This window comes from Roseateles puraquae, assembly GCF_002205845.1.
In the GTDB taxonomy this organism is placed as follows: domain Bacteria; phylum Pseudomonadota; class Gammaproteobacteria; order Burkholderiales; family Burkholderiaceae_C; genus Pelomonas; species Pelomonas puraquae.
On record NZ_NISI01000007.1, the window covers coordinates 324,981 to 350,959 of the forward strand.

Annotated in this window: 22 protein-coding genes, 1 tRNA gene and 1 pseudogene; 7 read left to right on the forward strand and 17 right to left on the reverse strand. The window is 68.6% G+C overall.

What is annotated here, in order from left to right; all coding sequences use genetic code 11:
- The first annotated feature begins 77 nt into the window (after window positions 1-77).
- Complete coding sequence (locus CDO81_RS18705) at window positions 78-1,892, forward strand: methyl-accepting chemotaxis protein (RefSeq protein ID WP_088484738.1); 1,815 nt, start codon at window positions 78-80, stop codon at window positions 1,890-1,892.
- Window positions 1,893-1,896: 4 nt separating this feature from the next.
- On the opposite strand, the gene CDO81_RS18710 is transcribed toward CDO81_RS18705, so the two are convergent.
- From CDO81_RS18710 to CDO81_RS18735, 6 genes are all read right to left on the reverse strand, one after another.
- On the reverse strand, window positions 1,897-3,024 hold the full coding sequence (locus CDO81_RS18710) for an FAD-dependent oxidoreductase (protein WP_206602130.1): 1,128 nt from the start codon (window positions 3,022-3,024) through the stop codon (window positions 1,897-1,899).
- Window positions 3,021-4,766: a M56 family metallopeptidase gene (locus CDO81_RS18715; protein ID WP_088484739.1), complete on the reverse strand. Its 1,746-nt coding sequence runs from the start codon at window positions 4,764-4,766 to the stop codon at window positions 3,021-3,023. Before CDO81_RS18715 ends, CDO81_RS18710 begins: the two co-directional genes overlap by 4 nt.
- Entirely contained in the window at window positions 4,763-5,161 is a 399-nt protein-coding gene (locus CDO81_RS18720; RefSeq protein ID WP_088484740.1) for a BlaI/MecI/CopY family transcriptional regulator, read from the reverse strand. Before CDO81_RS18720 ends, CDO81_RS18715 begins: the two co-directional genes overlap by 4 nt.
- 65 nt (window positions 5,162-5,226) lie before the next feature.
- Window positions 5,227-6,141, reverse strand: a complete 915-nt coding sequence (gene rapZ, locus CDO81_RS18725) for an RNase adapter RapZ (RefSeq protein ID WP_088484741.1) — start codon at window positions 6,139-6,141, stop codon at window positions 5,227-5,229.
- Window positions 6,138-7,838, reverse strand: a complete 1,701-nt coding sequence (gene recN / locus CDO81_RS18730; RefSeq protein ID WP_088484742.1) for a DNA repair protein RecN — start codon at window positions 7,836-7,838, stop codon at window positions 6,138-6,140. Before recN ends, rapZ begins: the two co-directional genes overlap by 4 nt.
- 15 nt (window positions 7,839-7,853) lie before the next feature.
- On the reverse strand, window positions 7,854-8,720 hold the full coding sequence (locus CDO81_RS18735; protein WP_088484743.1) for an NAD kinase: 867 nt from the start codon (window positions 8,718-8,720) through the stop codon (window positions 7,854-7,856).
- A 67-nt stretch (window positions 8,721-8,787) separates the two neighbouring features.
- Between CDO81_RS18735 and hrcA the strand changes: the two genes are divergently transcribed.
- The 4 genes from hrcA to CDO81_RS29300 all read left to right on the forward strand — a co-directional run bounded on the left by hrcA (window position 8,788) and on the right by CDO81_RS29300 (window position 11,508).
- Entirely contained in the window at window positions 8,788-9,795 is a 1,008-nt protein-coding gene (hrcA, locus tag CDO81_RS18740; protein ID WP_088484744.1) for a heat-inducible transcriptional repressor HrcA, read from the forward strand.
- Window positions 9,796-9,849: 54 nt separating this feature from the next.
- Window positions 9,850-9,926 (forward strand) — tRNA-Ile (locus CDO81_RS18745).
- Between the two features lie 128 nt (window positions 9,927-10,054).
- Entirely contained in the window at window positions 10,055-10,828 is a 774-nt protein-coding gene (locus tag CDO81_RS27705; protein WP_144397305.1) for an early set domain-containing protein, read from the forward strand.
- 521 nt (window positions 10,829-11,349) lie between these two features.
- A complete protein-coding gene (locus tag CDO81_RS29300) occupies window positions 11,350-11,508 on the forward strand; it encodes a helix-turn-helix domain-containing protein (RefSeq protein ID WP_373714764.1) in 159 nt (52 codons plus the stop codon).
- A gap of 457 nt (window positions 11,509-11,965) precedes the next feature.
- Here CDO81_RS29300 and CDO81_RS18755 read toward each other — a convergent pair whose 3' ends face one another.
- Window positions 11,966-12,928 (reverse strand): GlxA family transcriptional regulator, encoded by a 963-nt coding sequence (locus CDO81_RS18755; RefSeq protein WP_088484745.1) that lies wholly within the window; start codon window positions 12,926-12,928, stop codon window positions 11,966-11,968.
- 109 nt (window positions 12,929-13,037) lie between these two features.
- Between CDO81_RS18755 and CDO81_RS18760 the strand changes: the two genes are divergently transcribed.
- Both CDO81_RS18760 and CDO81_RS18765 read left to right on the forward strand, forming a co-directional pair.
- Window positions 13,038-13,340, forward strand: a complete 303-nt coding sequence (locus CDO81_RS18760; RefSeq protein WP_088484746.1) for a putative quinol monooxygenase — start codon at window positions 13,038-13,040, stop codon at window positions 13,338-13,340.
- Window positions 13,341-13,577: 237 nt separating this feature from the next.
- Window positions 13,578-14,358, forward strand: a pseudogene (locus tag CDO81_RS18765) (transposase); the annotation flags it as partial.
- A gap of 337 nt (window positions 14,359-14,695) precedes the next feature.
- On the opposite strand, the gene CDO81_RS18770 reads toward CDO81_RS18765, so the two are convergent.
- From CDO81_RS18770 to CDO81_RS18815, 10 genes are read right to left on the reverse strand one after another with little or no spacing between them, the layout of a single operon-like run.
- Window positions 14,696-15,403, reverse strand: a complete 708-nt coding sequence (locus tag CDO81_RS18770; protein ID WP_088484747.1) for an ABC transporter ATP-binding protein — start codon at window positions 15,401-15,403, stop codon at window positions 14,696-14,698.
- Window positions 15,396-16,148 (reverse strand): ABC transporter ATP-binding protein, encoded by a 753-nt coding sequence (locus CDO81_RS18775; protein WP_088484748.1) that lies wholly within the window; start codon window positions 16,146-16,148, stop codon window positions 15,396-15,398. The genes CDO81_RS18770 and CDO81_RS18775 overlap by 8 nt, the downstream gene beginning before the upstream one ends.
- Window positions 16,145-17,182: a branched-chain amino acid ABC transporter permease gene (locus CDO81_RS18780; RefSeq protein ID WP_088484749.1), complete on the reverse strand. Its 1,038-nt coding sequence runs from the start codon at window positions 17,180-17,182 to the stop codon at window positions 16,145-16,147. The genes CDO81_RS18775 and CDO81_RS18780 overlap by 4 nt, the downstream gene beginning before the upstream one ends.
- Window positions 17,175-18,068 carry a branched-chain amino acid ABC transporter permease gene (locus CDO81_RS18785; protein ID WP_088484750.1) on the reverse strand — a complete coding sequence of 298 codons (894 nt, stop codon included), beginning with the start codon at window positions 18,066-18,068 and terminating at the stop codon, window positions 17,175-17,177. The genes CDO81_RS18780 and CDO81_RS18785 overlap by 8 nt, the downstream gene beginning before the upstream one ends.
- A gap of 13 nt (window positions 18,069-18,081) precedes the next feature.
- Window positions 18,082-19,248 carry an ABC transporter substrate-binding protein gene (locus CDO81_RS18790; protein WP_088484751.1) on the reverse strand — a complete coding sequence of 389 codons (1,167 nt, stop codon included), beginning with the start codon at window positions 19,246-19,248 and terminating at the stop codon, window positions 18,082-18,084.
- A 28-nt stretch (window positions 19,249-19,276) separates the two neighbouring features.
- Window positions 19,277-20,083: an enoyl-CoA hydratase/isomerase family protein gene (locus tag CDO81_RS18795; RefSeq protein ID WP_088484793.1), complete on the reverse strand. Its 807-nt coding sequence runs from the start codon at window positions 20,081-20,083 to the stop codon at window positions 19,277-19,279.
- Window positions 20,076-21,608: an AMP-binding protein gene (locus tag CDO81_RS18800; protein ID WP_088484752.1), complete on the reverse strand. Its 1,533-nt coding sequence runs from the start codon at window positions 21,606-21,608 to the stop codon at window positions 20,076-20,078. Before CDO81_RS18800 ends, CDO81_RS18795 begins: the two co-directional genes overlap by 8 nt.
- Entirely contained in the window at window positions 21,601-22,113 is a 513-nt protein-coding gene (locus CDO81_RS18805; RefSeq protein WP_088484753.1) for a (2Fe-2S)-binding protein, read from the reverse strand. The genes CDO81_RS18800 and CDO81_RS18805 overlap by 8 nt, the downstream gene beginning before the upstream one ends.
- On the reverse strand, window positions 22,110-22,946 hold the full coding sequence (locus CDO81_RS18810) for an FAD binding domain-containing protein (protein WP_088484754.1): 837 nt from the start codon (window positions 22,944-22,946) through the stop codon (window positions 22,110-22,112). The genes CDO81_RS18805 and CDO81_RS18810 overlap by 4 nt, the downstream gene beginning before the upstream one ends.
- Window positions 22,943-25,966 (reverse strand): xanthine dehydrogenase family protein molybdopterin-binding subunit, encoded by a 3,024-nt coding sequence (locus CDO81_RS18815; protein WP_088484755.1) that lies wholly within the window; start codon window positions 25,964-25,966, stop codon window positions 22,943-22,945. Before CDO81_RS18815 ends, CDO81_RS18810 begins: the two co-directional genes overlap by 4 nt.
- Window positions 25,967-25,979 lie beyond the last annotated feature (13 nt).

Consider the following 25,979-nt stretch of genomic DNA (forward strand, 5'->3'; position numbering starts at 1 on the left):
GTCTGCACGCCCCGCGGCGTTGCCGGGCGTGATCAGAAGGGGCACAGTCTCCAGCAGAACAACAACTGGGGGCAGCGATGGCTTTCCTGAACAATCTCCGGGTCGGGGTGCGACTCGGTCTCGCCTTCGCCTTGCTGCTGGCCTTGCTGCTGGCGATGGCCGGCACGGGCGCGCTGCTGGCGAAGTCCATCAACTATTACGCTGACTACTACAGCACCGACATCGTGCCGTCGCTGCGCATCGTGCGCGGCATCGACAGCGCCATCTCCGATGCCCGGCGGCTGGAGCAGCAGCATCTGCTGACGGACGACGACAAAGAGAAGAAGACGCTGGCGGATCGCATCGCCAAGGCGCGTGTCGAGTTCGACCAGTCCATCAAGAACTACGAGCCGCTGGTGTCGGATGACCGCGACGGCGCCTTTCTCAAGAAGGTCGCCGAAGGCGGTCGCGCCTACTTCGAGGTCAGCGCCAAGGTGCTGAAGACCTCCGACGAAAGCGCGGCCGACCCCACCCAAGCGACTGCCGCCAAGGTGATGACCTTCGGCCCAGCGCGCGACACCTACCGTGCGGTGCGCGACGACATCCAGAAATGGTGGACCTACAACGAGGAGGTCGCCAGTGAAGCGACGGCCGCCGCGGCGGCAGCCTACAAGCGGGTGCTCGGCATCTTTGCCGTAGCCTGCGTCGTGGGCCTGGCCGTGGGCATTGCAGCCGCCTTCACGATCACGCGGTCCATCACCCAGCCGCTCGCGCAGGCCTCGGTGGCCGTCAAGGCGGTGGCCGGGGGCGACCTCACGCAGCGCCTGCAAAGCCGCTCGCGCGACGAGCTCGGCCAGTTGCTGTCGATGCTTGACGACATGACCCAGAACCTCGCCCGCATGGTGTCGGGCGTGCGCCAGGGCTGCGACCAGCTCAACGTGGCCGCTGCCGAGATCGCCCAGGGCAATGCCGACCTCTCGGCCCGCACCGAGAGCCAGGCCTCCAGCCTGGAGGAGACGGCGGCGTCGGTCGAAGAGATGGCCTCGCAGATCAAGGCCAATGCGGACAACGCCCGCCAGGCCGACCAGCTCGCCCACCATGCCTCCGAGGTGGCCGGTGCCGGCGGGGTGGCGGTGGGCCAGGTGGTCGAGACCATGGACGCCATCTCGGCGTCCAGCCGCAAGATCGGCGACATCATCGGCACCATCGACGGCATCGCTTTCCAGACCAACATCCTGGCGCTGAATGCCGCGGTGGAAGCCGCGCGCGCCGGCGAGCAAGGCCGCGGCTTTGCGGTGGTGGCGGGTGAAGTGCGGCTGCTGGCGCAGCGCAGTGCCGAGGCCGCCAAGGAGATCAAGAGCCTCATCGGCGACAGCGTCACCAAGGTCGAGAGCGGCAGCAGCCAGGTGCTGGCTGCGCGCGAAACCATCGGCCAGATGGTCAATGAGGTGCGCAAGGTGACCGACCTGGTCGGTGAGATCACGGTGTCCAGCCGTGAGCAGTCCGAAGGCGTGGGTCAGATCAATGCGGCGGTCAGCCAGCTTGACCAGGCCACGCAGCAGAACGCCGCGCTCGTCGAGCAGACGGCCGCCGCCGCCGAGAGCATGCGCATGCAGACGGCCAAGCTGGCCGAGGCCGTGGCCGCCTTCCGCGTGGACGCCTCGCTGGCGCCCGCCACCCCGCGCAGCAGCCCGGCGCCCAGGCAGGCCGCACCTGCCCCGGCGCCCAAGCCGAAGGCGAGCGCATCAGCCGCACCCACCGCGCCCCGCAACCCCGTGAAGGCGGCCGGCGCGCCCGGCCCGTCGGCGCTCAAGCCAGCCCCTGCCAAGGCCGAATCCGTCATGGCGCCTCCCGCACCCCGGCCGGCGCCTGCGCCTACGGCCAGCGCCGAGGGCGATTGGGAGACCTTCTAAGGCCTCAGAACAGGCTGGCGAGGCGCCGGACGGCGTCTTCGCTCTGCTGGCGGTCAGGTCGCAGGTCGCTGCTGCCGAAATCGTGTTCGCCCATCGCGGCCACCAGCAGCCCGTCGCGGCGGGGCAGGGCCACGCAGTTGTGGGCGCGGTAGATCAGTGCGTAGTCCACCTCGGGCTGTGGAATCAGCCGGGCCGTCTGGCCGCGCACCGGGGTCATGTCGGCGTCGGCGCAGAGGGTGCGGGCGCCGTCGCCGGTGCAGTTCACGATGAGCCGCTCCGGCAGGCGCGCAAAGTCCCGCGGGCTGCGGAGCTCGCGTTGCACCAGCTCGCCGCCGTCCCGCGCAAAGTCGTCCAGCAACAGGCGCTGGTAGGCCGGGATGTTGAACACCAGTTGCGTGAAGCGGCGCACATGCGGCGAGCGGAAGGGATGCTCGGCCGGCGACAGCGCCCGGCCGGCCGGACGCAGGTCGGCGATGCGGTCATACAGGTCGGGGTAGTCGGGCTCGCCAGCGTGGCCGGGCAGGGCTGAGTCGAAACCATCGTCGGACACGACATAGCCGTCATGCCATTCGACGGGCCCGGACGGCAGGCCGAGGTAGCTCTGGTGCACCTTGAACGAATCGCGCGCCATGGCCTCCCAGCCGCTGACCCAGGCGTCGGTGGCGTGGGCCTGGGCGATCAGGCGCGAGTCCGGCGTCCACAGGCCGGTCGCGGCGCTGGAGTGCACGCGAGGCGGGCGGTCCTTCGCATAGAGCCGCACCCGATAGCCGGCCTGCTGTGCCGTGCGCGCGGTCGTCAGCCCGATGGCACCGCAGCCGATGACGGCGATGCGCTCGCCAGGGCGCACGCCGCTGGCCTGCACCAGCGCGAGCGCCCGCTGCGCCGAGCCCCACGACAGCGACCAACCGCTGCCACCGTGGCCGTAGTGATGCACGACCGTCTTGCCGTGCAGGTGCTGCGCCTGCAGCCGCGGGCCGTGGGCGCGGAAGGGCCGGATGCCCACCGCGATGTCGATGATGCGGTCGATGCTGGCGCGAATGGCGGCTGGCGCGGGGCGCGGCGCGAAGTCCATCGCCGGCACTGGCAGCGCGAGTGTGGCGCTGCCGGCCGCGAGCAGCTGGCGGCGCTTCACGAGGGCTGGCGCGCGAGCGATTTGCGGATGAGCGCAGCGTCGCGCAGGCGCTGGGCCGAGCCGTCGGCGTCGAGCAGCACCACCGTGACCGGCCGCTTGCCGTTCAAGATGCGCATGGCAAGGCAGCGGCCGGCTTCTTCGGTGTAGCCCGTCTTGGAGACACGGATGTTCCAGCCCTTGGCGCCGACCAGCCGGTTGGTGTTGCGGATCTCGCGCGGCTTGCCGTCCACCGGCACCTGGGCCTTCTTGACGCTGGTGATGCGTTCGATCTGGTCGTAGCGCGCGGCTGCGGCGGTCACGCGGGCCATTTCGGTGGCGGTGGAGGTGTTGGCGGGTGACAGGCCCGTGGGGTCGCTGATGGCGGTGTGCTTCAGGCCCAGCGCATGGATCTTGGCTTGCATGGCCTTGGCAAAGCCCGCCTCGCCGCCGGGGAAGGTGCGCGCCAGCGCAGCCGCTGCGCGGTTCTCGGACTCCATCAGCGCCATCTCCAGCGCCGCCTGGCGGCTCATCTGCGTGCCCACACGCACGCGGGAGCGGCTGTGCTTGAGGGTGTCGACATCGTCGCTGGTGATGCGCAGCTTCTCGTTGGGGTCGAGCTTGGCGTCGAGCACCACCATCGCCGTCAGCAGCTTGGTCAGCGACGCGATGGGCACGACGGCATCGGGGTCGCGGGCCATCAGCACCTTGCCGGTCGCGTCGTCGACGACAACCACATGCTTGGCATTCACCGGCAGCTTGAGTTGCTGCGCGGGCGGCGTGTCGGCGGCGGCGGCGGTGGCCGCCACGGGCTCGGGCGGTGGCGTGTCCTTGGCGTCCTTGGACTTGGCCTGCACCACGAAGCTGGTGGCAGCGATCAGCAGGGCCGGCAGGGCCAGCTTCCAGCCGGTGGCTTGCGGGCGAGGTGCGAGCAGGCGCTCGATGCGGTGCAGCAGGTCGCCGCCGCGGGCGGCGGGCGCGAGAGGAGGGGTCATGGGCGTGTGATCCAGTTCGGACAGGGCGTGCAGGGCCAGCGCCAGGCGACGCGAGTCGCCCAGGGCCTGGGCCGAGAGGTCGTCGGCGACCAGCTCGCGCTCCGCGCGCAGGCGGGACGAGAGCCACCAGACGATGGGGTGGAAGAACAGCAGGGCCTCAACGGCGCTCTGCAGCAGGTTGGCGAGGTAATCCCAACGCCGCACATGGGCCAGCTCGTGCGCGAGCAGCGCTTCGAGCAGGTCCACGGGCAGGCGGGTGAGCAAAGCCGCGGGCAGCAGCACGCAGGGCTTGAGGGTGCCCAGCGCGATGGGCCCCGCGAGTTCGGGCAGCAGGCGCAGCCGCACCGGCCGGGTCAGGCCCAGGCGGCGGGCCAGGGCATCCAGCCGCGCCTGCCACTCGGCTGGCGCGGCGGTGCTGCGGCGGTGGGCGCGGGCCACCCATGCCAGGCCGAGGGCGAGGCGGCCGAACATCAAGCCGGCGCCCAGGGCCCAGGCACCCACCAGCGCCGGCATTTGCTCGGCCAGGGGCGAGAGTTCACCGATGAGGTCGGTGTCGCTGGGGGCCACGTCCAGGCATTGCACCAGCGGCAGCAGCAGGCACAGCGCCAGGCTGAAGGCACACACCGCATAGCGCCAGCGGGCCGGCGCGCCGCGCAGCAGGGCCAGCAGCAGGGCGGCCACCGCACCGATGACGAGGCCCTGCCAGATGAAGTTCAACAGCGCCCAGCCCCAGGCGCTGATGAAGAGGGTGACGAGTTGCTCGGTGCTCATGCGTCGTCACCGCCCTTGGCCAGCAGCTGCCGGATCTCGGCCCGCTCCTTGGCACTCACGTGGCTTTTCAGCGCCGCCAGCACCAGGGCCTTGCCCGAGCCCGCGAAGGCCTTGGCGATGAAGTCCTTCACCAGCGATTGCTGCAGCTTGTCCTGCGCCTGCACGGGGGCGTAGAGGTGGGGGCGCTGGTCTTCGTCGCGGGTGAGCAGGCCCTTGCCGTGCATGACCTGCAACTGGCGCAGCACGGTGGCGTAGGTGGCCTCGGGACGGTCGGGCAGCAGGGCCTCGTGCACCGCCTTGGCGTCGGCCGGGCCCAGGCGCCAGAGCACCTGCAGCAGGTCGAGCTCGGCGGCGGTGGGCTTGAGGGGAGGCGTGGCGCCGGTGGCGGAAGGCATGTGTTCAGAATAACTGTTCTAGAACGTCGTGTCTAGAACAATTGTTCTGAAATTGGCGGCCGCGCTCAGCGCGCGTCCAGCTCGCGGTGCCGCTTGAGCACGTGGCCGTGGTGGCTGAACTGCCGGGCCAGCATCTCGACCAGGTACACCGAGCGGTGCTGGCCACCCGTGCAGCCAATGGCGACGGTGAGATAGCTGCGCTGGTCGGCTGCGAAGTTGGGCAGCCAGCGCGACAGGAAGCCCGCGATCTGGCCCATCATCAGCCCCACCTCGGGCTGCGCGGCCAGGTAGGCGGCCACTGGTGCGTCGCGGCCAGTCAGTGGGCGCAGCTCCCGGTCGTAGTAGGGGTTGGGCAGCACGCGCACGTCGAACACGAAGTCCGCGTCGCTGGGCACGCCGTGCTTGAAGGCGAAGCTCTCGAACACCAGCGTCAGCTTGGCCCCGGCGTTCGGCCCCACCAGGTCGGCCAGCCAGGCGCGCAGCTGGGCCGGGCGCAGCTGGCTGGTGTCGATGACGGTGGACTCGGCCTTCAGCCCGCCGAGCAGCTCGCGTTCGAGCTTGATGGCGTCCAGCAGCAGGCGGTGGCTCTCGTCGGCGGAGTTGTCCAGTGCGCCGAAATTGGTGTCGCGGTCTTCGCGCAGCGGGTGGGGGCGGCGGGTCTCGGAGAAACGCCGCATCAGCGCCTCGTTGCTCGCATCCAGGAACACCGAGCGCACCGCCACGCCCTGCGCGCGCAGCTGCTTGAGCAACGGCAGCAGCAGCGGCAACGAGCTGGCGGAGCGCACGTCCACCGCAATCGCGACGCGCCGCTCGCCGCGTTGCTGCTCCAGCTTCAGGAAGTCCAGCAGCAGCTCGGCCGGCAGGTTGTCGACGCAGAAGTAGCCCGCGTCTTCGAGCGCATGCATGGCCACCGACTTGCCACCACCGGACATGCCGGTCAGCAGCACCACGTCGCCCAGATGATCGGTGTCGTGGCTCATGAGCGGGCCTTGCGCGCCGGGGCGGCGGTGGCGGTGGAGGCGTCGAGCATCTCCTGCGCGTGCGCCAGGCTGGTGGACGACAGGCGCTCGCCGCCGAGCATGCGGGCCACCTCGGCCACGCGCGCCTCGCCGGCCACGGGGCTGACGGAGCTGACAGTGCTCTTGCCCTGCAGGGCCTTGGCCACGACGAGGTGGCGGTCCGCACAGGCGGCCACCTGCGGCAGGTGGGTGACGGCCAGCACCTGGCGTTCGCGGCCGAGCTGCTTCATCAGCCGGCCCACGGTCTCGGCCACGGCGCCGCCGATGCCGACGTCGATCTCGTCGAAGATCAGCGTGCCCGGCGCACTGCCGGCGCTGCTGCGGCTGGCGGCCTGGCTGGTGGTCACCGCAATCGCCAGCGCAATGCGCGAGAGCTCACCGCCCGAGGCCACCTTGGCCAGCGGCCGCGGCGTGCTGCCGGCATGGCCCGCCACCAGGAACTCGGCCGATTCCACGCCAAAGCTCTGCGGCCCGTCGGTGGGCTGCAGCGCGATGCCGAACTGACCGCCGGCCATGCCCAGCTGCTGCATCGCCGCGGTGACGGCAGCGGCCAGTTGCGGCGCGGCCTTCTTGCGGGCGCGGCTGACGGCGTCGGCTTGCGCGTCGAACGCCTTGCGCGCGGTGGCAAGGGCGGCTTCGAGCTGCGCCGGGTCGCTGGCGGCGTCGAGCGCGGCCAGTTCGGCGCGCCACTGCGCCAGCAGCGCCGGCAGTTCCTGCGGCTGGCGGCGGTAGCGGCGGGCCAGCGTCATCCAGGCCGACACGCGTTCATCCAGCTCGGCCAGTCGGCCGGGGTCGAGATCGGCCTTGTGCAGATAGGCCGACAGCGTGTGGCTCGCGTCCTGCAGCTGGGCCTGCACATCGCGCAGGGCCTGCACGGCGGGCAGCAGGCGCGGGTCATGGTCGAGCACGCGCTCCAGCTGGTCGAGCGCGCTGCCGGCGAGCGACTGGGCGCTGGGCTCGGCCTGGTCCAGCGCGTCGAGCGCGTGCTGGGCCGCGTCGATCAGCGACTGCCCGTGCGACAGCCGCTCGTGCTCGGCATTGAGCTCGTCCCATTCACCCTCGGCGGGCGCCAGGCGGTCCAGCTCGGTGATCTGCCACGACAGGCGCTCCCGTTCGCGCTGCGCATCGGCCTGCAGGCCCTGGGCCTTGGCCAGGGCGTCGGCGGCCTGCTTCCAGGCGGCATGGGCGCGGGCCACGGGGGTGGTGTCCAGGCCAGCGAAACCGTCGAGTAGGTCGCGCACCGCGGCCGGGCGGGTCAGGCCTTGCCAGGCGTGCTGGCCATGGATGTCGAGCAGGTGGTCGGCCAGCTCGCGCAGTTGCGTCAACGTGGCCGCACCGCCGTTGATCCAGGCGCGGCTCTTGCCCGCGGCATCGATCACGCGGCGCAGCAGCAGGCTCTCGTCCACGTCGAAGCCGGCTTCGTCGAGCCAGCCGCGCAGGTGGGCAGGCAGGTCGAACTCGGCCGTGATCTCGGCCTTGGACGCGCCCTCGCGCACCACGCCGGCATCGCCCCGGCCGCCCAGGGCCAGTTGCAAGGCGTCGATGAGGATGGACTTGCCCGCGCCGGTCTCCCCGGTCAGCACGGCAAAACCGGGCTCGAAGTCGAGCTCCAGCGTCGGGACGATGACGAAATCCTTCAGGCTCAGGTGCCGCAGCATGGGTGAGTCTCTAGGTCAGAGGTACCAGCGCAATTTGCGCCGCAACGTCGCGTAATAGCTCCAGCCTTGGGGGTGCAGGAAGCGCACCTGGTGCTGGCTGCGCCGCACGGTGATGGTGTCGCCGTGCAGCAGGCTGGCAAGGCTTTGCATGTCGAAGTTCACCGAGGCATCGCGCCCGGCGACGATCTCCAGCCGCACCTCGCCCAGGTCCGGCAGCACGATGGGCCGGTTGGAGAGCGTGTGTGGCGCGATCGGTACCAGCAGCCAGCCGGCAATGCTCGGGTGCAGGATGGGGCCGCCGGCCGACAGGGCGTACGCGGTCGAGCCGGTGGGCGAGGCCACGATGAGGCCGTCCGCCCGCATATTGGCCACGAACTGTTCGCCCACTTCGATCTTGAGCTCCACCATGCCCGCCGTGGCGCCGCGGCTCACCACCACGTCGTTGAGCGCCAGCCCGGTGTAGATGACCTCACCGTCGCGCCAGACCTCGCCTTCGAGCATGGCGCGCGGCTCCACCTCGTAGTCGCCCGCCAGCACCGGGGCGAGGGACTCGCGCCAGCGCTCGATCGGGATGTCGGTGATGAAACCCAGGCGCCCCTGGTTGATGCCCAGCAGCGGAATGCCGTAGGGCGCCATCTCGCGGGCGAAACCCAGCATGGTGCCGTCGCCGCCGATGACCACGGCCAGGTCGCAGGCGCGGCCGAGTTCTTCATGCGAGAGGGCGTCGTAACCCGTGAGGCCGGTGTTCAGGGCCGTGTCGGCCTCCAGGGAAACATCCAGGCCGCTGGCACACAAAAACTGGGCGATTTCCTCCAGCACCGGCCGGATGCCTGGCGCCTGATGCTTGCCCACGATGGCGACATGTCTGAAGCGCTCGGCCATGCGGCAAATTACACCACACGGGTTTTGCCTTCCCAGGGGAAACCGGGGCATTTCCTAGAATGCCGGCATGCTGGACGAGCGCTCGAAATCCCTGCTGAAGACCCTGGTCGAACGCTATATCGCCGACGGGCAACCCGTGGGCTCGCGCACGCTGTCCAAAGCGTCGGGCCTGGAACTGAGCCCGGCCACCATCCGCAACGTGATGGCCGACCTCGAAGAGCTCGGCCTGATCGCCAGCCCCCACACCAGCGCCGGCCGCATCCCGACGCCGCGCGGCTACCGGCTCTTCGTCGACACCATGCTCACCGCCCAGCCCGGGCTGATCGACGTCGAGACCGCCAAGCTCCAGCCCGACCAGCCCCAGCGCGTGATCGCCAGCGCGGCGCAGATGCTGTCCAACCTGTCGAGCTTCGTCGGCGTGGTCACCGCGCCGCGCAAGCCCAGCGTCTTTCACCACATCGAGTTCTTGCGCCTGGGCGAGCGCCGCGTGCTCGTCATCCTGGTCTCGCCCGACGGCGACGTGCAAAACCGCGTCATCTTCACCGCGCAGGACTACAGCCAGTCCGAACTCGCCGAAGCCAGCAACCGCCTGAACGCCGGCTACGTCGGCCTCACCCTCGAAGCCGTGCGCGAGCGCCTGCGCCACGAGGTGGACGCGCTGTGCGGCGAGATCGGCCAGCTGATGAGCGCCGCGGTGGAAGTGGGCACCGAGGCCATGAGCAAGGAAGAAGAGCGCGTCATCGTCTCCGGCGAGCGCAACCTGCTCACCGTGCAAGACTTCAGCAACGACATGGGCAGCCTGCGCCGCCTGTTCGACCTCTTCGAGCAGAAGACCCAGCTCATGCGCCTGCTCGACACCTCCAGCCGCGCCGAGGGCGTGCGCATCTACATCGGCGGCGAAAGCCAGGTCGTGCCCTACGAAGAGCTCTCCATCGTGTCCGCACCGTATGAGGTCGACGGCCAAGTGGTGGGCACCTTGGGCGTCATCGGCCCTACCCGCATGGCCTACGACCGAATGATCCAGATCGTGGACATCACCAGCCGCATGGTCGGCCAGGCGCTGAGCCAGCGCTGAGGGGCGGGCCGCCTGGCCCCGGGTACCTGTCTAGAATCCGCCGCTCCTCCCGGGGGGCCGTTAGCTCAGTTGGTCAGAGCAGAGGACTCATAATCCTTTGGTCATTGGTTCAAGTCCAATACGGCCTACCACTTGAAGAACAAGCGCAGGACGGAGTGTGAGCGTTCGCTTCAGGCGTTCGCGGTCCGCCGATTGGCGCGCGGTTGTTGCCGCAACGTTGCCGTTGCTCGTGGCAACCGGCCTCAGGAGCACGGTGCGTATGGCAACGAACCAGTTAGAAGCGGAGGCGCTTCAGTCCGCGGTCAAACCTCGGGACTTCCAAGTTCGATCCCGTTCGAACCGGGCCAAGGCGAGCTCCCTGATCCCGGATTGGATGGTTCCAGGTGATGCCCCCATGCCATGGCGCGTGGACGGTCGGACAGTCGAAATATTCCGAAGAACCGAGGTTGCCGACCTTCGGGAGCTGGTGTCCTTGCGGTGTGGGTTCGACCCTGACCAGTTCCTCGAGCCGGTCTCGTTCGAAAAGGCGTTGGCTGCTTGGCGAACACAGGCAGATCAGGCGGAGCCCTCTATCCAGGTGTTCATTGACTGTCTAGACCGAGCGGAAGAGGCTGTCCGCTCGGGGGAGCTACAAATTCTTGACGGCCTCGCCGATCCATTGCACGCCACGGCGGTCGACGTGCGGGACTTTATCGACTGGGCTGAAGGAGTGCATTTAATGAAAGTGCCCGATCCGCGAATAGCACGAACGCCGTGGGGCACATACAGCACGCCGATGCTGGATATGCTCGCGGTAGTTTTAAACCACCACTATCGTTACCGTGTTGATGGCGGTACCTATCAGTTTGAGGACGCAGCGACTCACCCGCTCCCTGAGGATGTCAGGGATACGCTGCGCAAGGCAATTCACGCGGCTGTTCGCGCAGGCGTACCGGATGCTGCAAAACTTAACACGGCAGCGGTTAAGGACGCCATATCAAAGATTGCACGGGATCCGAGGATTCCTGTGGGGCGACGGCCAAGAGCTAGATAGCCCCCGACGATCAAGGAAACCACTCGTACGGCGACAGGCAGGGACTTGAAGTGACTCAACGCACCTGCCTCAGTCGCAATGGGCTTCAACTTTGACGTCAATTGGCGCACGTCCCTCCACCCAGACACGGTGAGTTCCGGAGTGGGGGCGTAGCGCCACATTAATCCCCCGATTATCTTGGCCTCGATAATCGATTCGTATCGGACGAGTGCAGAGCCCATTGCCTTTTTCAGCGGTGCCACTCGAATCTCCCCTGACCGACGCAGTTCGAAATTCGCACGGGTTAACTGAAGTCGTCGCTGCGGATGCTGTCCGACCAGTCCGCGATTGCTCTAAGGTCGTCCATGCTGCCACTGGACGTGCGCTTTAGGGCCGGTTCGCCGCCGCAAATGTCTCGGGCTGTCGTACCCAAGCATTCGCACGCTCTTCGATTGGCATCAAGACCTTGAGCTCCGCAAAGACATTCAGGATTTGGCTCAACGGCTCAAGCGTGCCAGCTGGGAGGGGCGCTGGAAACGGAGATCGAACGCTCGTACATCAGCAGACTTGAAAGAAGGCTGAGCCAGCCAACCATACTCGCTCTTCTCAAGCTGGCAAAGGGGCTCGGCTGTGATGCGGCTGAGCTGTGCCTGAACCCGCCAGGCCACATCCGGCGGATCCTCATGCGGTTCCTCATCTAAGCGCGTGCCTGCAGCTGTCGCCTGCTGAGGCAGGCGCGCCTCGGCAACGCGCCGCAAGTTTTACCCCCCGACTATCGTGAATCGGATAATCGCTTCGCGGCTGGGAAAGGGTCATTGCTGTCACTTGCCGGCCGGCCGCCGACCCATTTGCAGACGTCCCTTCCAGAGGGCGAGTACAGCTGCCCCACAGACTCGCGGCTAAAACGACCAACCTGTGCGTGTTTGCGTAGACATTGCTTGCGGTACTCATGATGGTCTCCCATCGAGTTGAGGGCCACAAAGGATGCGCCTGCAGGACGTCTGGCGGCAACCCCATTGCCGGCAATCAGGCGGAGTGCCTACTCGTCATGAAAGGCGGCTTCCTGGTGGTTCCGCGGAAGGGCACTCCCGGCCATCTGCAGACGTTCAGTACCGGCAGCATTCGGGCACATCATTGAGCTGCACCACGCGGCGCCGATCAGGCACGTGCACGCAACTCCCTCACGCCGCGGCCCAGCTTGCGTCGCAACAGGTTGCGAAGGGTCACACCGTCGGAATAGCCGATCTGTGCGGCGATTTGGTCGACGCTCTCGCTGCCGGTTCGCAGCAGATGCACCGCACGCTCGACGCGCAGATCCTGGAAGTACGAGAGGGGTGTCTTGCCCAATACGCTTTGCACGCGCCGCGCCAAGGTGCGTTCACTGGCGCCCGCTGCGATGGCCGCATCGGCGAGAGAGAACCCGTGCGCGAGTTGCTGCCTGGCCCAGCCCTCAAAGCGCTCGACCACCGGGTCGGCATGGGCCAGGTGATCGGGGATCACGAACTCAGCTTGCGAGCCGCGGGCCTCTACCAGCAGGTATCGCGCAGCCAGAGCCGCCAGCGCTGGGCTACGGCTGCGCACGACGCTCAATGCCAGGTCGAGATGAGCCAAGGCGGCGCCGGCCGTGGTGAAGCTGGCCGAATTCACAAGCATGCGGGACTCGTCGAGCACCACGTGCGGATAGCGCTGCCGAAACATTGGCGCCAGCCACCACGAAGTTGTGGCGCGCTGGCCATCTAGCAGCGCGCTTTCCGCCAGCAAGAACGTGCCAGTGCAGGCGGCGCCAGCGGCCGCGCGGGCGCTTGACCATTGCTGCAACGCGACGACCGCGTCGGCCACGTCCGCATGCGCGAGACGCGCGGCGAGTGCGTCTGGCATCTTGGCGCCGAGTGCGGGCACCAGAACAACGTCAGGGTTTTGCACGCGGTGCACTGGCACGACCGGTACCGCCAGACCGTGCGCGGTGCGCACGCGACGCCGAACGCCGACCAACGTGACGTTGATGGGCGGCGGCGCCTGTGCGAGCGAGCCTGCCAGTTCATTGGCCGTGCTCAGTGTGTCCATGAGTGCAGCAAGACCCAGGTCGAACACGCCATCGAGAACAAGAAGGTGCAGATTCATGGCGGAAATGATATCAATGTTGTCATTCCTGCCACTCGCAAAAACTGCCGTCGCACCCGAGACTTCGGACTCGCCAACGCTTTCACCCCTTCAACCAGAGGATCACTCCATGACCAAGTTCGCTCTGTTCGTCCGCCTTGAAGCCAAGCCTGGCCAGGAAGCCGCCGTTGCCGACTTTCTGAGAAGCGCGTTGCCGCTCGCCAACGCCGAATCGGGCACCACCGCCTGGTTCGCATTGAAGTTCGGCCCATCGACGTTCGGCGTCTTTGACGCTTTTGCGGACGAGGCCGGCCGCGAGGCTCACCTGCACGGCCAGATCGCCGCCGCGTTGCTGGCGAACGCAGCCGCCTTGCTCAGTACACCGCCTAACATCGAGAAGATCGAGCTGCTGGCGGCGAAATTGCCTGGCTGACGAGCTGTCAGCGGCGGCAAATGTGAAGCTCCACATGGCTTGAGTGATCGGGATGAAGAGGTCCTGTCCTCGTGCGCCGCTCCTTCAAACCGATCCCGATTGAACCGCTCTTGCCGGCGGTGGTCGCAACGAAGTCGTCGCTGCCACAAACCGCCTCAAGGAGCGGGCGGCTAGGAGTCTGGGCGGCAGAAGGGAAGTCCCTGACTGCGGATGAGGGTTGAGGTACGTTTCGTGGCCATGGCCGCGAACTACCTACCCTACGAACCGCAGCAGATGCTGCTGCTGCCCGAGGCCATCCAAGATTGGCTGCCCGAGGGCCATCTGGCGCACTTCATCAGCGACACGGTGGACACGCTGGATCTGAGCGCATTCCACGCCCGCTACGATAAGGACGGCCCGCGCAACCAGCCCTTCCACGCGGCGATGATGGTCAAGGTGCTGGTGTACGGCTACGCCACGGGGGTCTTCAGCTCGCGCAAGATCGCCAAGAAGCTGCACGAAGACGTGGCGTTCCGTGTGCTGGGCGCAGGCAACTTCCCTGCGCACCGCACGATCCGCGACTTCCGGGCCTTCCACCTCAAGGAGCTGTCGGAGTTGTTCGTGCAGGTGGTGCGCCTGGCGCGCGAGATAGGTCTGGTCAAGCTGGGCACGATTGCGGTGGACGGCACCAAGATCAAGGCCAACGCCAGCCGTCACAAGGCCATGAGCTACGGCCACATGCTCAAGGCCGAGGCCGAGCTCAAGGCACAGATCGAAGCCCTGCTCAAGCGTGCGCAGCAGGCGGACGAGGCCGAGAAGAGCGAACCGGAACTGGACATTCCCGCCGAGATTGGCCGGCGCTAGGCTCGCCATCACCGAGGCCCGTCAGCGCCTGGAGCAACGCCAACGCGACGCCGAGTTCGAGCGCGGGGGTGACCCTGACGAACCGCCGCGCGGCGGGCGCTACAAGCGCGAGTTCGGCGTGCCCGAGGACAAGGCGCAGGACAACTTCACCGATCCGGACAGGGCGGTGCAGCGGTCATTCAGCCTTCGATCGGGCCAATGACCGGTGCTGACGGCAGCGGCCGCTCGCCCGCCAAATCTCAGTGGCTGCAGACAGCCTGCAGCTGACGGCTGCTTCGCAGCGTTTGCAGTCTGTGGACACCGCGACGTCAATGCACGCTCATCGCCGCTCAGCAGACGTCCGCCCGGTGCTAGTCCCGCATCCTCAAAGACCGCTGAGTGATGCGCACAGGATGTCGCGGGTGCTGAGGTGCCGTGAAATTGCCAGCGCGAACATTGCATCCGGCCTGGAGCTGGCACTTGTGCTCCTCAGCGGACCCGCTCGATAGACTTGCGAAGGGCATGTGCCTAGCCTAAACGCTCAGCTTCTCCAGCAAGTCCGCACGGTGTGCCGCGTTGGTCGAATCGCCCTGGGCCGTCACCTGGCCGCGCTCGATCAGGTAGTAGCGCTGCGTGAGTGCGATGGCGCGCTGCACGTTCTGCTCTACGAGCACGATGGGGATGCCGTCCCGAGCCAGTCCGGCCATGAGCTCGAATAGCTCGTCCACGATCATCGGCGCCAGACCTTCCGTGGGCTCGTCGATCAGCAGCAGCTTGGGTGCGCCGGCCAGCACGCGCGCCATGGCGAGCATCTGCTGCTCCCCGCCAGATAGGGTGGTGCCCATCTGACGTCGGCGCTCGGCCAGGCGCGGGAAACGCTGGTAGATCTGCTCGAGCTTGCTGCGCGACTCCGCACGGCTGCGGCGGGGCGCCTGGAGGAGACCGAGCTTGAGGTTCTCCTCCACCGTCAGGCCCGGAAAGATGCGCCGGTCTTCCGGCACCAGGCCGATGCCGCGGCGGCAGACCTGCTCGGGCGCGGCGCCCGTCATGTCCTCACCATCGAAGTGCAGCGCGCCCCGGCTAGGTCGAACCCAGCCGGCGATGGTCTTGATCACAGTCGTCTTGCCCACGCCGTTGCGGCCGAATAGGCCCACTACCTCGCCGGAGCCGACGCTTAGCGAGATGCCCTGCAGCACATGGCTGAGCCCGTAGTGCGTGTGCACGTCCTTGAGTTCAAGCATGGTGCTCTCCGAAATAGGCGGCCTGCACCGCCGCGTTCGCCCGCACGGCCGCAGGCGTTCCCTCGGCCAGCTTCTGACCCTGGTGCATCACGATCACATGGTCGGAGAGCTGCATCACCAGGTCCACATCGTGCTCCACCAGCAGCACCGAAAGGCCATGCTCGCGCACCAGCCCGCGGATCATCTGCTCGGTCTCGCGGGTGTCGGCGTGGCTCATGCCCTGCGTTGGCTCGTCCAGCAGCAGCAGGCGGGGCCGCGCGGCTAGCGAAACCGCGATCTCCAGCCGCCGCCGCTCGCCGTGCGAGAGAAAGCCCGCCAGCTCGTCCGCCTTGTCGGCCAGGCCGAATTGCTCAATCAGCTCATCCACCCGGGCCAGCGCCTGCCGACTGCGAGTGAGCGAGCGCAGCAGGCCCTGGCCGCGCTCCAGGAACTGCGCGGCCAGGCGTAGGTTCTCGCGCACCGGTAGCTCGAAGAAGAGATTGGTGATCTGGAAGGAGCGCGCCAGGCCGGCGGCCAGCATCTGGTGGGGCGCAGCACCGGTCAGCTCGCGGCCCTCGAAGCGCACCGTGCCGCTGCTGGGCCTGATGGCTCCGCTGATCAGGTTGAACAGGCTGCTCTTGCCCGCGCCATTGGGACCGATCACGGCCGTGATGGCGCCGGGCTGGGCGTCGAAACTGACGTCGCTGACCGCCTGCAGCGAGCCGAAGCGCACGCCCAAACCCCGGACTTCGAGAAGAGCACTCATGACTTGTTTCCTCTCAGATAGAGCCAGCGCTGAAGGTGCGGCAGGCTGCTGCCGATCAGGCCGCGCGGCAGCAGGATCACCGCCACCACGAAGAGCAGTCCGATGACGATGTGGTGGTGGGAGGTGAAGGAGCCGACGACGGAGCGCAGGCCGGTCAGCAGGGCTGATCCGTAGAGCGGCCCGATCAGCGTGCCGGTGCCGCCGACGATGACATTGATCACCGCCTGGCCCGAGACCTGGAAGAACATCAGCTCTGGCGAGACAAAGCCGCGCAGCATCGGGTAGAGCGCGCCGCTGGCACCGGCCATGCAGGCCGCAGCGACGAAGGCTGCGAGCTTGTAGCGCCAGGGGTCGAAGCCGAGGAAGGCCACGCGGTGCTCGTTGACACGGATGGCATCGAGCTGCCGGCCCAGCGGTGTGCCCATCAGGTGTCGCAGGACGAGGTAGAGCGCGGCGACGAAGGCCAGGGTGACGAGGAAGAAGCCCAGCGGATCGTCCGAGCCCAAACCCGGCAACACAGCCGCAGCCGGAACACCGATGATGCCGTCCGAGGCGCCAAGCTCGCGGGTGTTGAACACGACCTTGGAGACGACCTGTGCCAGGCCGAAGCTGATCAGCGCGAAGTACACGCCCTTGGAACGGATTGCAATCAACCCGCCCACCAGGCCGGCCAGCGCGCTGACGGCCACGGCCACTGCCAACGCCAGCCAGAACGATGCCGCCCAGTGCTGGAGCACCAGCGCGGAGACATAGGCGCCCAGGCCGAAGAACAGCGCCTGGCCCAGCGGCAGCAGGCCCGTGCGACCAAGCAGCAGGTCCACGGAGAGCGCGAGGCCGCCGAAGATCAGGGCCTCGGTTGCCAGCCGGACGAAGAACTGGTCGCCCAGCGCCGTGGCCACAAGGCCGAAGACGGCGGCACCCACGAAGAAGACCCAGGCCAGCAGGCGCAATGCGTCGGGCGGCGCGCGTCGGTCGCGCGGCGGCGTCGCCACGCCGGTTGGCGCGGGCGGAGGAGTGAGGATGGCGTCACGCATGACCGAGCTTTCCGAACAGACCCAGTGGCCGCCACATCAGCACCAGCACCATGATGCCGAAGAGCAGCGGGTCGCTCCACACGGGAGAAATGAAGAGGCTGGAGATGGACTGCACCTGCGTCAGCAGCAGTCCGGCGAGCACTGCGCCTTTGATGGAGCCCATGCCGCCGATGATCACGACCGAGAACGCGATCAGCACGAAGTCGCGCCCCATGGTCGGGAAGACCGAGTAGATGGGCGCGAGCAGCACGCCGGCCAGCCCCGCCAGTGCCACGCCGAATGCGAAGGTTCCGGCGTAAACGCGCGCCACCGGCACGCCCAGCGAGGCGCTCATGTGCCGGTCGAAGGCCGCGGCCCGCACGATGGCGCCCAGCGGCGTGCGGAAGACCAGCAGCCAGACCCCCGCGATCAGCAGGCCACCGAAGCCCATGACGAAGAGACGGTAGTTCGGGAAGAACAGGCCTACCACTTCCCTGGCACCGCTGATCGGCGACTCGACGCGTAGTGGGTTGGCGCCGAAGGCGATTTTGAGCACGTCTTCCAGCACCACGCCCACGCCAAAGGTCAGCAGCAGTGTGAGCGTGTGACGGTCCTTGCTGTGGAAGACGCGCTGTATCAGCCCACGCTCGGTGGCGTAGCCCATCACGGCCATCAGCAGCGGCGTGAGCAGCAAGGCCCACCAGAACGACATGCCCAGGCCCAACAGGGCCACGGCCACGTAGGCACCGATGGCGTAGAACTCGCCGTGGGCCATGTTGATCACGTCCAGCAGGCCGAAGATGATGGTCAGGCCCAGCGCCATCAGCACCACGGCCACGCCGATGGACAGGCCGTTGATCATCTGCGGTGCGAGAACGAATTGCAGCCAATCAACGGCTTCGTTCATGACGGCCTCCGGCTCAGAACTTGGTGCAGCTGTCGGCGCCGATCGCCGCCGCAGCCGCGACCTTGCCGACGATTTCGAATTTCCCGCCATTGACGCGCACCGCGTACATATCCTGCATGGCCTGGTGGTCGCCCGCGCGCATGGTCTTGGTGCCCTGCGGCGTGCTCCACTGGATGCCGCGCATGGCCTCGCGGACCTTGTCGGTCTCGGTGCTCTTGGCCTTCTCGACCGCGGCCTTGTAGAAGAACAGCACGCCGTAGCTGTCGGCACCATAGAGGTCGGGCTGGGACTTGTTGGCGGCCTCGAATTCGGCGACGAACTTCTTGTTCTCCGGCGAGTCCAGGCTGGTCGAGTAGCCCACGCCGGTGACGAAGCCGTCCGCGGCCTTGCCGATGGCCGCGAGGTTCTGCGAAGTCACGGTGCCCGAGGCGCCCACCACCTGCACATTGCGGTTAAGGCCGAACTCGGCCATCTGCGTGAACAGCCGCACCGTGTCGTTGCCGGCCACGGACGTGTAGATCACCGCCGGCCGGGCCGAACGGATCTGGCCGAAGAAGGGCGAGTAGTCCTTGTTGTCCAGCGGCGCGAACACCTCGCCCACGGTCTTGGCGCCCTTGCCTTCCGCGGCCGACCTGAAGGCGGCGACGGTGCTGCGGCCCATCTCGTAGTCGGGGCCGAGGTAGAAGACATTGGCATTGGGCTTGGTGCTCGACAGCCAGTCGGCCAGCGCCGCGGACTGCATGCCGGCGCGGGCGTTGACGCGGAAGACGTTGGGCGAGCACTTGTCCGCCGTGATCGAGTCGGCGAAGGACACGGTGGTCGCGATCAGCTTGCCGTTGCGTTCGGCCAGCTGGCCCACCGCCAGCGTGGAGCCAGAGTTGACGGTGCCGGTGAGGAAGTCCACCTTGCTGACCTGGAACAGCTTCTCGGCCTTCTGCACGGCCACGGCCGGGTTGGCTTCCTCGTCCTCGTAGATCAGTTCGAGCTTGCGGCCCATCACGCCGCCGCCGGCATTGATCTGGGCGGCGGCCAGGTCCAGACCCCACTTGACCTGCTGGCCGATGCCCGCGTAGGTGCCCGACAGCGGCGTGACGACGCCAATGCGGATGGGCGCCTGCGCGCTGGCAGCGGCGCTACCGAACAGGGCCAGGGCGAAGGTGCTGAATTGCAGTGCTTTCATGGTGTTTGTCTCCTGTTGTTGTCGTGGGTCAGAGGCCGGTGAAGGCCGGCTTGCGCTTGGAATGGAAGGCCTCGACGCCCTCCTTGAAATCGGCTGAGCTGCGCAAGCGGGAGTAGCAATGACCTTCGAGCTCGATGGCGATGGACAGCGGCGAGTCCTCGGTGTCGTTGAGCAGCTTCTTGGCAGTGCGCTGTGCCAGGGGGCTGAAGGAGCGCAGCTCGTCCACCAGCGCGTCGGTGGCCTTCTCCAGCTCGGCGTCGGGCACGCAGTCGGTCGCCACGCCCCACTCGAAGGCCTGGCGGCCGCTGATGCGGCGCGAACGCATGACGATGTCCTTGGTGCGCGTGATGCCCACCATCTTCTGCAGGCGCGCGGAACCGCCGGAGCCCGGGATCTGGCCAAGCTTCTGCTCGGGCAGCGCGTACAGCGCGGTGTCGGTGACGAGGCGGAAGTCGCAGGCCAGCGACAGCTCGAAGCCCACGCCGAAGCAATAGCCGCGCGCCGCGGCGATCACCGGCTTGCTGCAGCGGGCCGGCGCGGCCACGTTCCAGGCCAGTTTGGAGACGTGCTCGGGCGAAGCCTCAAGGAAGCCCTTGATGTCGCCGCCGCTGGAGAAGTGCTCGCCGATGGCGCGCAGGACGATCACGCGCACGCGCGTGTCGGCGTCCAGTGCTTCGAAAGTGATGCGCAGCTGCTCGCGCGCCCGCATGCTGATGACGTTGAGCGGCGGGCGCTCGAGGACGATGTCGGCCCGCTCGCGCGCGGGGTCGATCTCGACATGGAAGCCGTCCAGCTCGGCCGGCAGCGTCTGCGCCGGGTGGTTCAGGTCAGTCAGCATCATGGTTTTGCTCTCCGATGGGTTCGTAGTCACCCGCCACCAGCTTGCGGCGCAACACCTTGCCGACGGGGGATTTGGGGATCTCGCGGACGAAGACGTAGTCGCGCGGGCGCTTGAAATTGACGAGGTCGGAGCTGCGGCAGTGCGCATCTAGCGCGGCCGGCTCAACGGGCGAGCGCGTCTTGACGAAGGCCACCACCTTCTGGCCCCAGCGCTCATCGGCCAGGCCGGCCACGGCTACCTCGTCGACGGCGGGATGCAGGGACAGCACCGACTCGATGTCGACAGGCGAGATGTTCTCGCCGCCGCTGATGATCATGTCGTCCACGCGGCCGGTGACGAAGAGGTCGCCGTCGGCGTCCACATAGCCGGTGTCGCCCGTGAAGTACCAGCCCTCGCGCAGGCTCTTGGCGTTGGCATCGGGGCGCTGGTGGTATCCCTCGAAGGCCTCGTCGCTGAGCAGGTCGGCAATGATCTGGCCCTCTTCCATGGGCCTGGCGCGGCGCTCGACCGACTTGCCGTCCAGCGCCACCACGCGCAGCCGCGTATTGATGCCGGCACGGCCGGCCGAGCCCGGCTTGCCCACGGCGTCCTGGTTGATGGCCACGGTGTAGATCTCGGAGCTGCCGTAGTGGTTGACGAAGAGCTCCGGCCGGAAGGCTGCCTGCAGGCGCAGCAACAGCGCGTCGTGCATGGGCGCGCCGGCAAAGCCTAGCTTGCGCACGGCGGTGACATCGGTGGCGGCGAAGGTCGGATGCGCCAGCAGGTCGTGATACAGCGTCGGCACCAGGTAGAGGTGGCTGATGCGCTCGCCCGCGATGGCGCGCAGCGCGGTGCCGGCATCGAAGCGCGGCATGCAGACGAAGCGGCCGTCCAGCAGTGCCAGGGCCAGCAGCGAGCGCACGCCCATGGTGTGATACAGCGGCATCACGCCCAGCGTGCGCTCGCCGTAGCCGTAGCGGTTCTGCGCAACATGCGCGAGCGCGGCGATGCGCTCGGCGCGCTGACGGCGAGGCACGCCCTTGGGCGCGCCGGTGGTGCCCGAGGTGTAGAGCATCAGCGACCAGTCCTCGGCCAGCGCCCGGGGCACGGGCTCGGCGGCGCCGGCCAGCACGTCGTCGTAGCGCCGCTCGCCGACGCCGACGCCGATGCGCAGGGCCAGTGCCGACAGCACCGACGCCTCCACCGCGGCCTCCGACGCCTGCTCGTAAACCAGCACCCGAGCGCCCGAATCCTTCAGCACATGGTCGATCTCCTCGGGCTTGGCGCGCCAGTTCAGCGGCGTCATCACGATGCCGGCGAACTGGCAGGCCCAGTGCAGCGTGGCCGCCTCGTGGCGGTTCTGCAGGATGGACAGCAGGTGGTCGCCGCGCCGCAGGCCCAGCGCGGCCAGGCCCTGCTGGGCGGCGCCGATGCGCAAGGCCCAGTCCGCGTAGGTCAGTCGCGTGTCGCCGTCCACGAGGGCGATGGCGCCCGGTGCCCGCTCGACGCTTTGCAGGAAGGTGCGGCCGAGGTCAAGCATGGGCCACCTCCAGCACCGCCGCCACGATGGGCGTGTAGCCCGTGCAGCGGCACAGGTGTCCGGACAGCATGTCCCGCACATCGGCTTCGTCAGGCTTGCGGCCGGCCTCGCGCAGCCGCGCCAGCCAGTCGGTGCAGGACATCAGGATGCCCGCGGTGCAGAAGCCGCATTGCAGCGCGTGGTGTCGCTTGAAGGCCGCCTGCAGCGCGCCCAGCATGCCGTCCGGACTGGCTAGGCCCTCGACCGTGTCCACGCGGCGGCCGTCCGCCTGCACGGCCAGCGTGAGGCAGGCCCGCACCGCGACGCCGTCGATCTGCACGGTGCACGCGCCGCAGACGCCATGCTCGCAGCCGACGTGGGTGCCAGTGGCGCCGAGCTCCTGCCGCAGGAAGTCGCTCAGCAGCAGGCGCGGCGCGGCATGACCGCTGCGCGCACAGCCGTTGAGCTGCAGCTCAATGGGATGCTGCCGGTCGCGGAGCAACTGGGCACTTGAGGAGGAGGTCATGCGGGTCTCCAGACTTGCGCGCGGGCCTGGGCCACGGCCTGGCGGCCGAGCTGGCGCACCAGGTGGCGGCGCGTGGCAGCGCTAATTTGCGGGTCGTCCCGGGCGTCGAGATCCCAGGCGAATTCATTGAGCGCGTCGTCGAGCGCGCTGCCGTCTAGCGGCGGCAGGTCGCGCGCCAGCGGCCGGTCGGCGACGCCGCCGACGGCCACGCGCAGGCCGGCGGCGTCGGCCACCACGGCCACGGCGCAGATCGCGAAGTCGCCGTGCCGGCGCGAGAACTCGGTGAAGCCGAATCCCTGGCCTGGGCGGGTCAGCGGGAAGCGGGCGGCCTCCAGCAGCTCGTCGCTAGCGCGGGCGGTGCTGAGCATGCCGGTGAAGAAGTCCTGCGCCGCGACCCGGCGTTGTCGCCTGGCGTTGCCCAGCACCAGCTCGCCCTTCAAGGCCAGCAGGCACAGCGGCAGCTCGGCCGACGGATCGGCGTGGGCGATGGAGCCGCAGACCGTGCCGCGGTTGCGAATCTGGAAATGCGAGATGTGCGGGAAGGCCAGGGCCAGCAGCGGCAGCTCCTGCGCCAGGCCAGCACGCCACTCCACGCTGGCCTGTGTGGCGGCGGCGCCGACCTGCAGCCAGCCGTCGTGCACCTCGACCTGCGCCAGCGAGGCGCTGCGCGAAATGTCGACGAGCAGCTGCGGCTGCGCCAGGCGCATGTTCAGCACGGCCATCAGCGACTGGCCGCCGGCGAGGATGCGAGCGTCGTCGCCATGGTGGGCCAGCAGCTCGCGGGCCTGCGCGGCGCTGTCCGCGCGCTGGTAGTCGAAGGCGGCGGGCTTCACGCGCGCACCCCGAGCTTCTTCAGCAGGCGCTGCCACCAGGATGGCGGCGCAGCGTCCTCCCCGGCCGCCTGCCGGCCCAGCGATTCGAACAGCTGCGCCACGATGATGCGGGCGGCGCCTTCGAGCATTCGGCTGCCGACCATGGCTACCTTGCCGCCCACCTGGGCGCGGTAGTCGTAGCGCAGCAGGGTGCCGCCGGCCACCGCTTCCAGCGTGACCAGGCCGTCGCCAGCGCCCGTGCCCAGGCTGGACTGGCCGCTGCCGGCCAGGCGCAGGCGCCGCGGCGCCTCGATGTCGGACAGCTGGATGCGCGCCTCGTAGCGCGCCTTCACCAACCCGACGCCGACTGTCACTTCAGCGCGGTAGCGATTGGGGCCGTCGGCGACCAGGGCATGGCAGCCCGGGATGACGCGGGCCAGGGCGGCCGGGTCCAGCAGCACGGCGAAGACCTGCTCGGGCGTGGCGGCGATGCGCACCTCGCCTTGCGCCTGCAGCGCCTGGCCCTCGCCCGGCAGTGCGGGCGCCGCCACTGGCTTGCGCGACGCCTGCGAGGCCGGGTCGGGCGTGTCAAGCAAGGCGAGCACACGGCTGGGCGTCAGTGGCAGGCGGATGTCGTCGATGTCCTTGAGCGGTCGCAGCGCGTCGGCGAAGGCATTGGCCACGCAGACCGGCGTGCTCATGTTGTTGCCCTCGCCCAGGCCCTTGGCGCCCAGCGGCGTGAAGGGCGACGGCGTTTCGAGATGGACGATGCTCGGGTCAGGCGTCTCGCAGGCGGTGGGCATCAGGTAGTCGGCCAGGGTGCCGGACTGGAAGCTGCCGTCGCTGCCGTAGCGGAACTCTTCGAGCAGTGCCGCGCCAAGGCCCTGGGCGAAGGCGCCGCGGATCTGGCCGTCGGCCAGCGCCGGGTTCAGCAGGCGGCCCGCGTCGTGCGCGGTCACATAGCGGTCCACCCGCACGGCGCCCGTCGCCGGGTCGACCTCCAGGCCGCAGATGTCGAACACGAAGCCGTAGGCGGCCGAGGTGTTGACGCGGTCCTGGGGGTCGGGCGCGGCCAGCGTCTCGGGCGTCCAGAAGGCCGTCTCGCGCAGGCCCGGCGTGACGCCCTCGGGCAGCAGGGCCGGCGCCCAGTGCGGGCTGGCGGCGAGACGGGTGAAGGGCTGGTGGCGCGCAGCATCGAGCCGGCTGGCGATCTCGCCACCCGCGAAGACGACATCCTCGGGCTGGCAGCCGAACTGGGCCGCGGCGATGCGCGCCAGCTTGTCGCGCAGCTTGATCGCGGCGAGATGCACCACGCCCGCGACGGCGCCGGCGAAGCGGCTGGAGTAGTTGCCGGCGGCCACCGACCAGGCGTCCTTGGCGGTGTCGAACTCCACGTTCACCACCACGTGCCCGGGTTGCAGGCCCAGCGCATCGGCCACCACCTGGGCGCAGACGGTCATATGCCCCTGTCCGGCCGGCGCCGACGCGATGGTCACGTTGACGCCGCCGAGCAGGTCGATGGCGACCGTTGCGCTGGCGATGGCGCCGTTCTTGGGGCCGGCCTTGGCGCGCTGCTCGGGCGTCAGGACGGTGCTGATGTAGCCCATGTTCGACACCGAGGGCTCGACGACGGCGGCCATGCCGATGCCGTAGTGCCGGCCGGCGGCGCGGGCAGCGGCCTGGCGCTCGCGCAGGCCCAGGCGTTCGGCTTCAGCCAGCGCCAGGTCCATCGCGTGGACATAGTCGCCCGAGTCCAGCACTGCGCCGGCAGCAGCGCGGTAGGGGAACTGGCCGGCCCCCACGAAATTGCGGCGGCGCAGCTCGGCGGGGTCCAGACGCAGCTCCACGCTGATGCGGTCCATCAGCCGCTCCAGCGCGTAGTACACCTGGGGACCGCCGAAGCCCCGCACCAGGCCGGTGGGCGTCTTGTTGCTGACGACCACGCGGTTGCGCACGCTCAGGTGGGCGATGTCGTAGGGGCCGGTGAGGCAGCCGTGCATGCGGTAGAAGGTGGCGGGCTCGGGCGCGCGCAGATAGGCACCGACCTCGTCCACCTGGTCCCAGTCGAGGGCGAGGATGCGGCCGTCCTCGCGCACCGCGGCCGACAGCGTCGTGAGGCGTGCGGTGGCAGACGTCGCTGCGCTCAGGTGCTCCAGCCGGTCTTCCACCCACTTGACCGGCGCGCCGCCGGCCTTGCGCGAGGCCAGGCACATCAGCACCACATAGGGGAACACCGCCTGCTTGACGCCGAAGCTGCCGCCCGAGTCGCGCGGCACGCGGTGGCGCAGCTTGTTGCCCGGTACCTTGAGCGCCATGGCCATCACCGCATGCAGGGAGAACGGCCCCATGAAGTTGGAGAGCACGTCGTAGCCCTCGTCGCCGCTGAGGTGCTCCGCGATCACGACGCCGCATTCGATGGGTGCGCAGCTGTTGCGCGGGTAGTGGACGGTGGTCTGCACGCGACGCACGCCTGCGGGGCCCGCGAAGGCGGCCTCGGGGTCGCCGTAGCGGAAGCTGCGCTCAGAGACGATGTTGCTGCCGACGGCGTCGTGCAGCAGCGGGCTGCCGGGCTGCAGCGCGGCCTCGATGTCCACCAGCGCGGGCAGGGCCTCGTAGTCCACCCGGATCAGGTCCAGCGCGTCTTCGGCGATGTAGCGGTCCTCGGCCACCACCACCGCCACGGGCTCGCCGATGTGGCGCACGCGGTCCACGGCCAGGGCCCAGTGCTGCATGGGCTGTTTGACCCCCACGACGAAGGGCTGGGCCCAGCGCTGCACGTCTTCACCAGTCAGCACGGCACGCACGCCCTTGAGCGCCAGGGCCGGCGCCGCGTCGATGGACAGCAGGCGGGCATGGGCATGGGGCGAACGCAGCACCGCGGCCTGCAGGGTGCCCGGCTTGACGCCGACGTCGTCGGCGTAGCTGCCGCGCCCGCTCAGTAGCGCGGTGTCTTCCAGGCGCTCCAGGCGCTGGCCGACGAAGCTGCCGGCAGCCGCGGGCGTCGATGCCGCTGCGGCCGCGAGCTGGGGCTCTGCGTGCATTTGTCTCCTCTGT

Bases quoted from the DNA above. Each gene is read 5' to 3' on its own strand.
- CDO81_RS18705 (WP_088484738.1), top strand. From the start codon at position 78: ATGGCTTTCCTGAACAATCTCCGGGTCGGGGTGCGACTCGGTCTCGCC.
- CDO81_RS18715 (WP_088484739.1), bottom strand. From the start codon at position 4,766: ATGAGCACCGAGCAACTCGTCACCCTCTTCATCAGCGCCTGGGGCTGG.
- CDO81_RS18720 (WP_088484740.1), bottom strand. From the start codon at position 5,161: ATGCCTTCCGCCACCGGCGCCACGCCTCCCCTCAAGCCCACCGCCGCC.
- rapZ (WP_088484741.1), bottom strand. From the start codon at position 6,141: ATGAGCCACGACACCGATCATCTGGGCGACGTGGTGCTGCTGACCGGC.
- recN (WP_088484742.1), bottom strand. From the start codon at position 7,838: ATGCTGCGGCACCTGAGCCTGAAGGATTTCGTCATCGTCCCGACGCTG.
- CDO81_RS18735 (WP_088484743.1), bottom strand. From the start codon at position 8,720: ATGGCCGAGCGCTTCAGACATGTCGCCATCGTGGGCAAGCATCAGGCG.
- hrcA (WP_088484744.1), top strand. From the start codon at position 8,788: ATGCTGGACGAGCGCTCGAAATCCCTGCTGAAGACCCTGGTCGAACGC.
- CDO81_RS27705 (WP_144397305.1), top strand. From the start codon at position 10,055: ATGGCAACGAACCAGTTAGAAGCGGAGGCGCTTCAGTCCGCGGTCAAA.
- CDO81_RS18755 (WP_088484745.1), bottom strand. From the start codon at position 12,928: ATGAATCTGCACCTTCTTGTTCTCGATGGCGTGTTCGACCTGGGTCTT.
- CDO81_RS18760 (WP_088484746.1), top strand. From the start codon at position 13,038: ATGACCAAGTTCGCTCTGTTCGTCCGCCTTGAAGCCAAGCCTGGCCAG.
- CDO81_RS18770 (WP_088484747.1), bottom strand. From the start codon at position 15,403: ATGCTTGAACTCAAGGACGTGCACACGCACTACGGGCTCAGCCATGTG.
- CDO81_RS18775 (WP_088484748.1), bottom strand. From the start codon at position 16,148: ATGAGTGCTCTTCTCGAAGTCCGGGGTTTGGGCGTGCGCTTCGGCTCG.
- CDO81_RS18780 (WP_088484749.1), bottom strand. From the start codon at position 17,182: ATGCGTGACGCCATCCTCACTCCTCCGCCCGCGCCAACCGGCGTGGCG.
- CDO81_RS18785 (WP_088484750.1), bottom strand. From the start codon at position 18,068: ATGAACGAAGCCGTTGATTGGCTGCAATTCGTTCTCGCACCGCAGATG.
- CDO81_RS18790 (WP_088484751.1), bottom strand. From the start codon at position 19,248: ATGAAAGCACTGCAATTCAGCACCTTCGCCCTGGCCCTGTTCGGTAGC.
- CDO81_RS18800 (WP_088484752.1), bottom strand. From the start codon at position 21,608: ATGCTTGACCTCGGCCGCACCTTCCTGCAAAGCGTCGAGCGGGCACCG.
- CDO81_RS18805 (WP_088484753.1), bottom strand. From the start codon at position 22,113: ATGACCTCCTCCTCAAGTGCCCAGTTGCTCCGCGACCGGCAGCATCCC.
- CDO81_RS18815 (WP_088484755.1), bottom strand. From the start codon at position 25,966: ATGCACGCAGAGCCCCAGCTCGCGGCCGCAGCGGCATCGACGCCCGCG.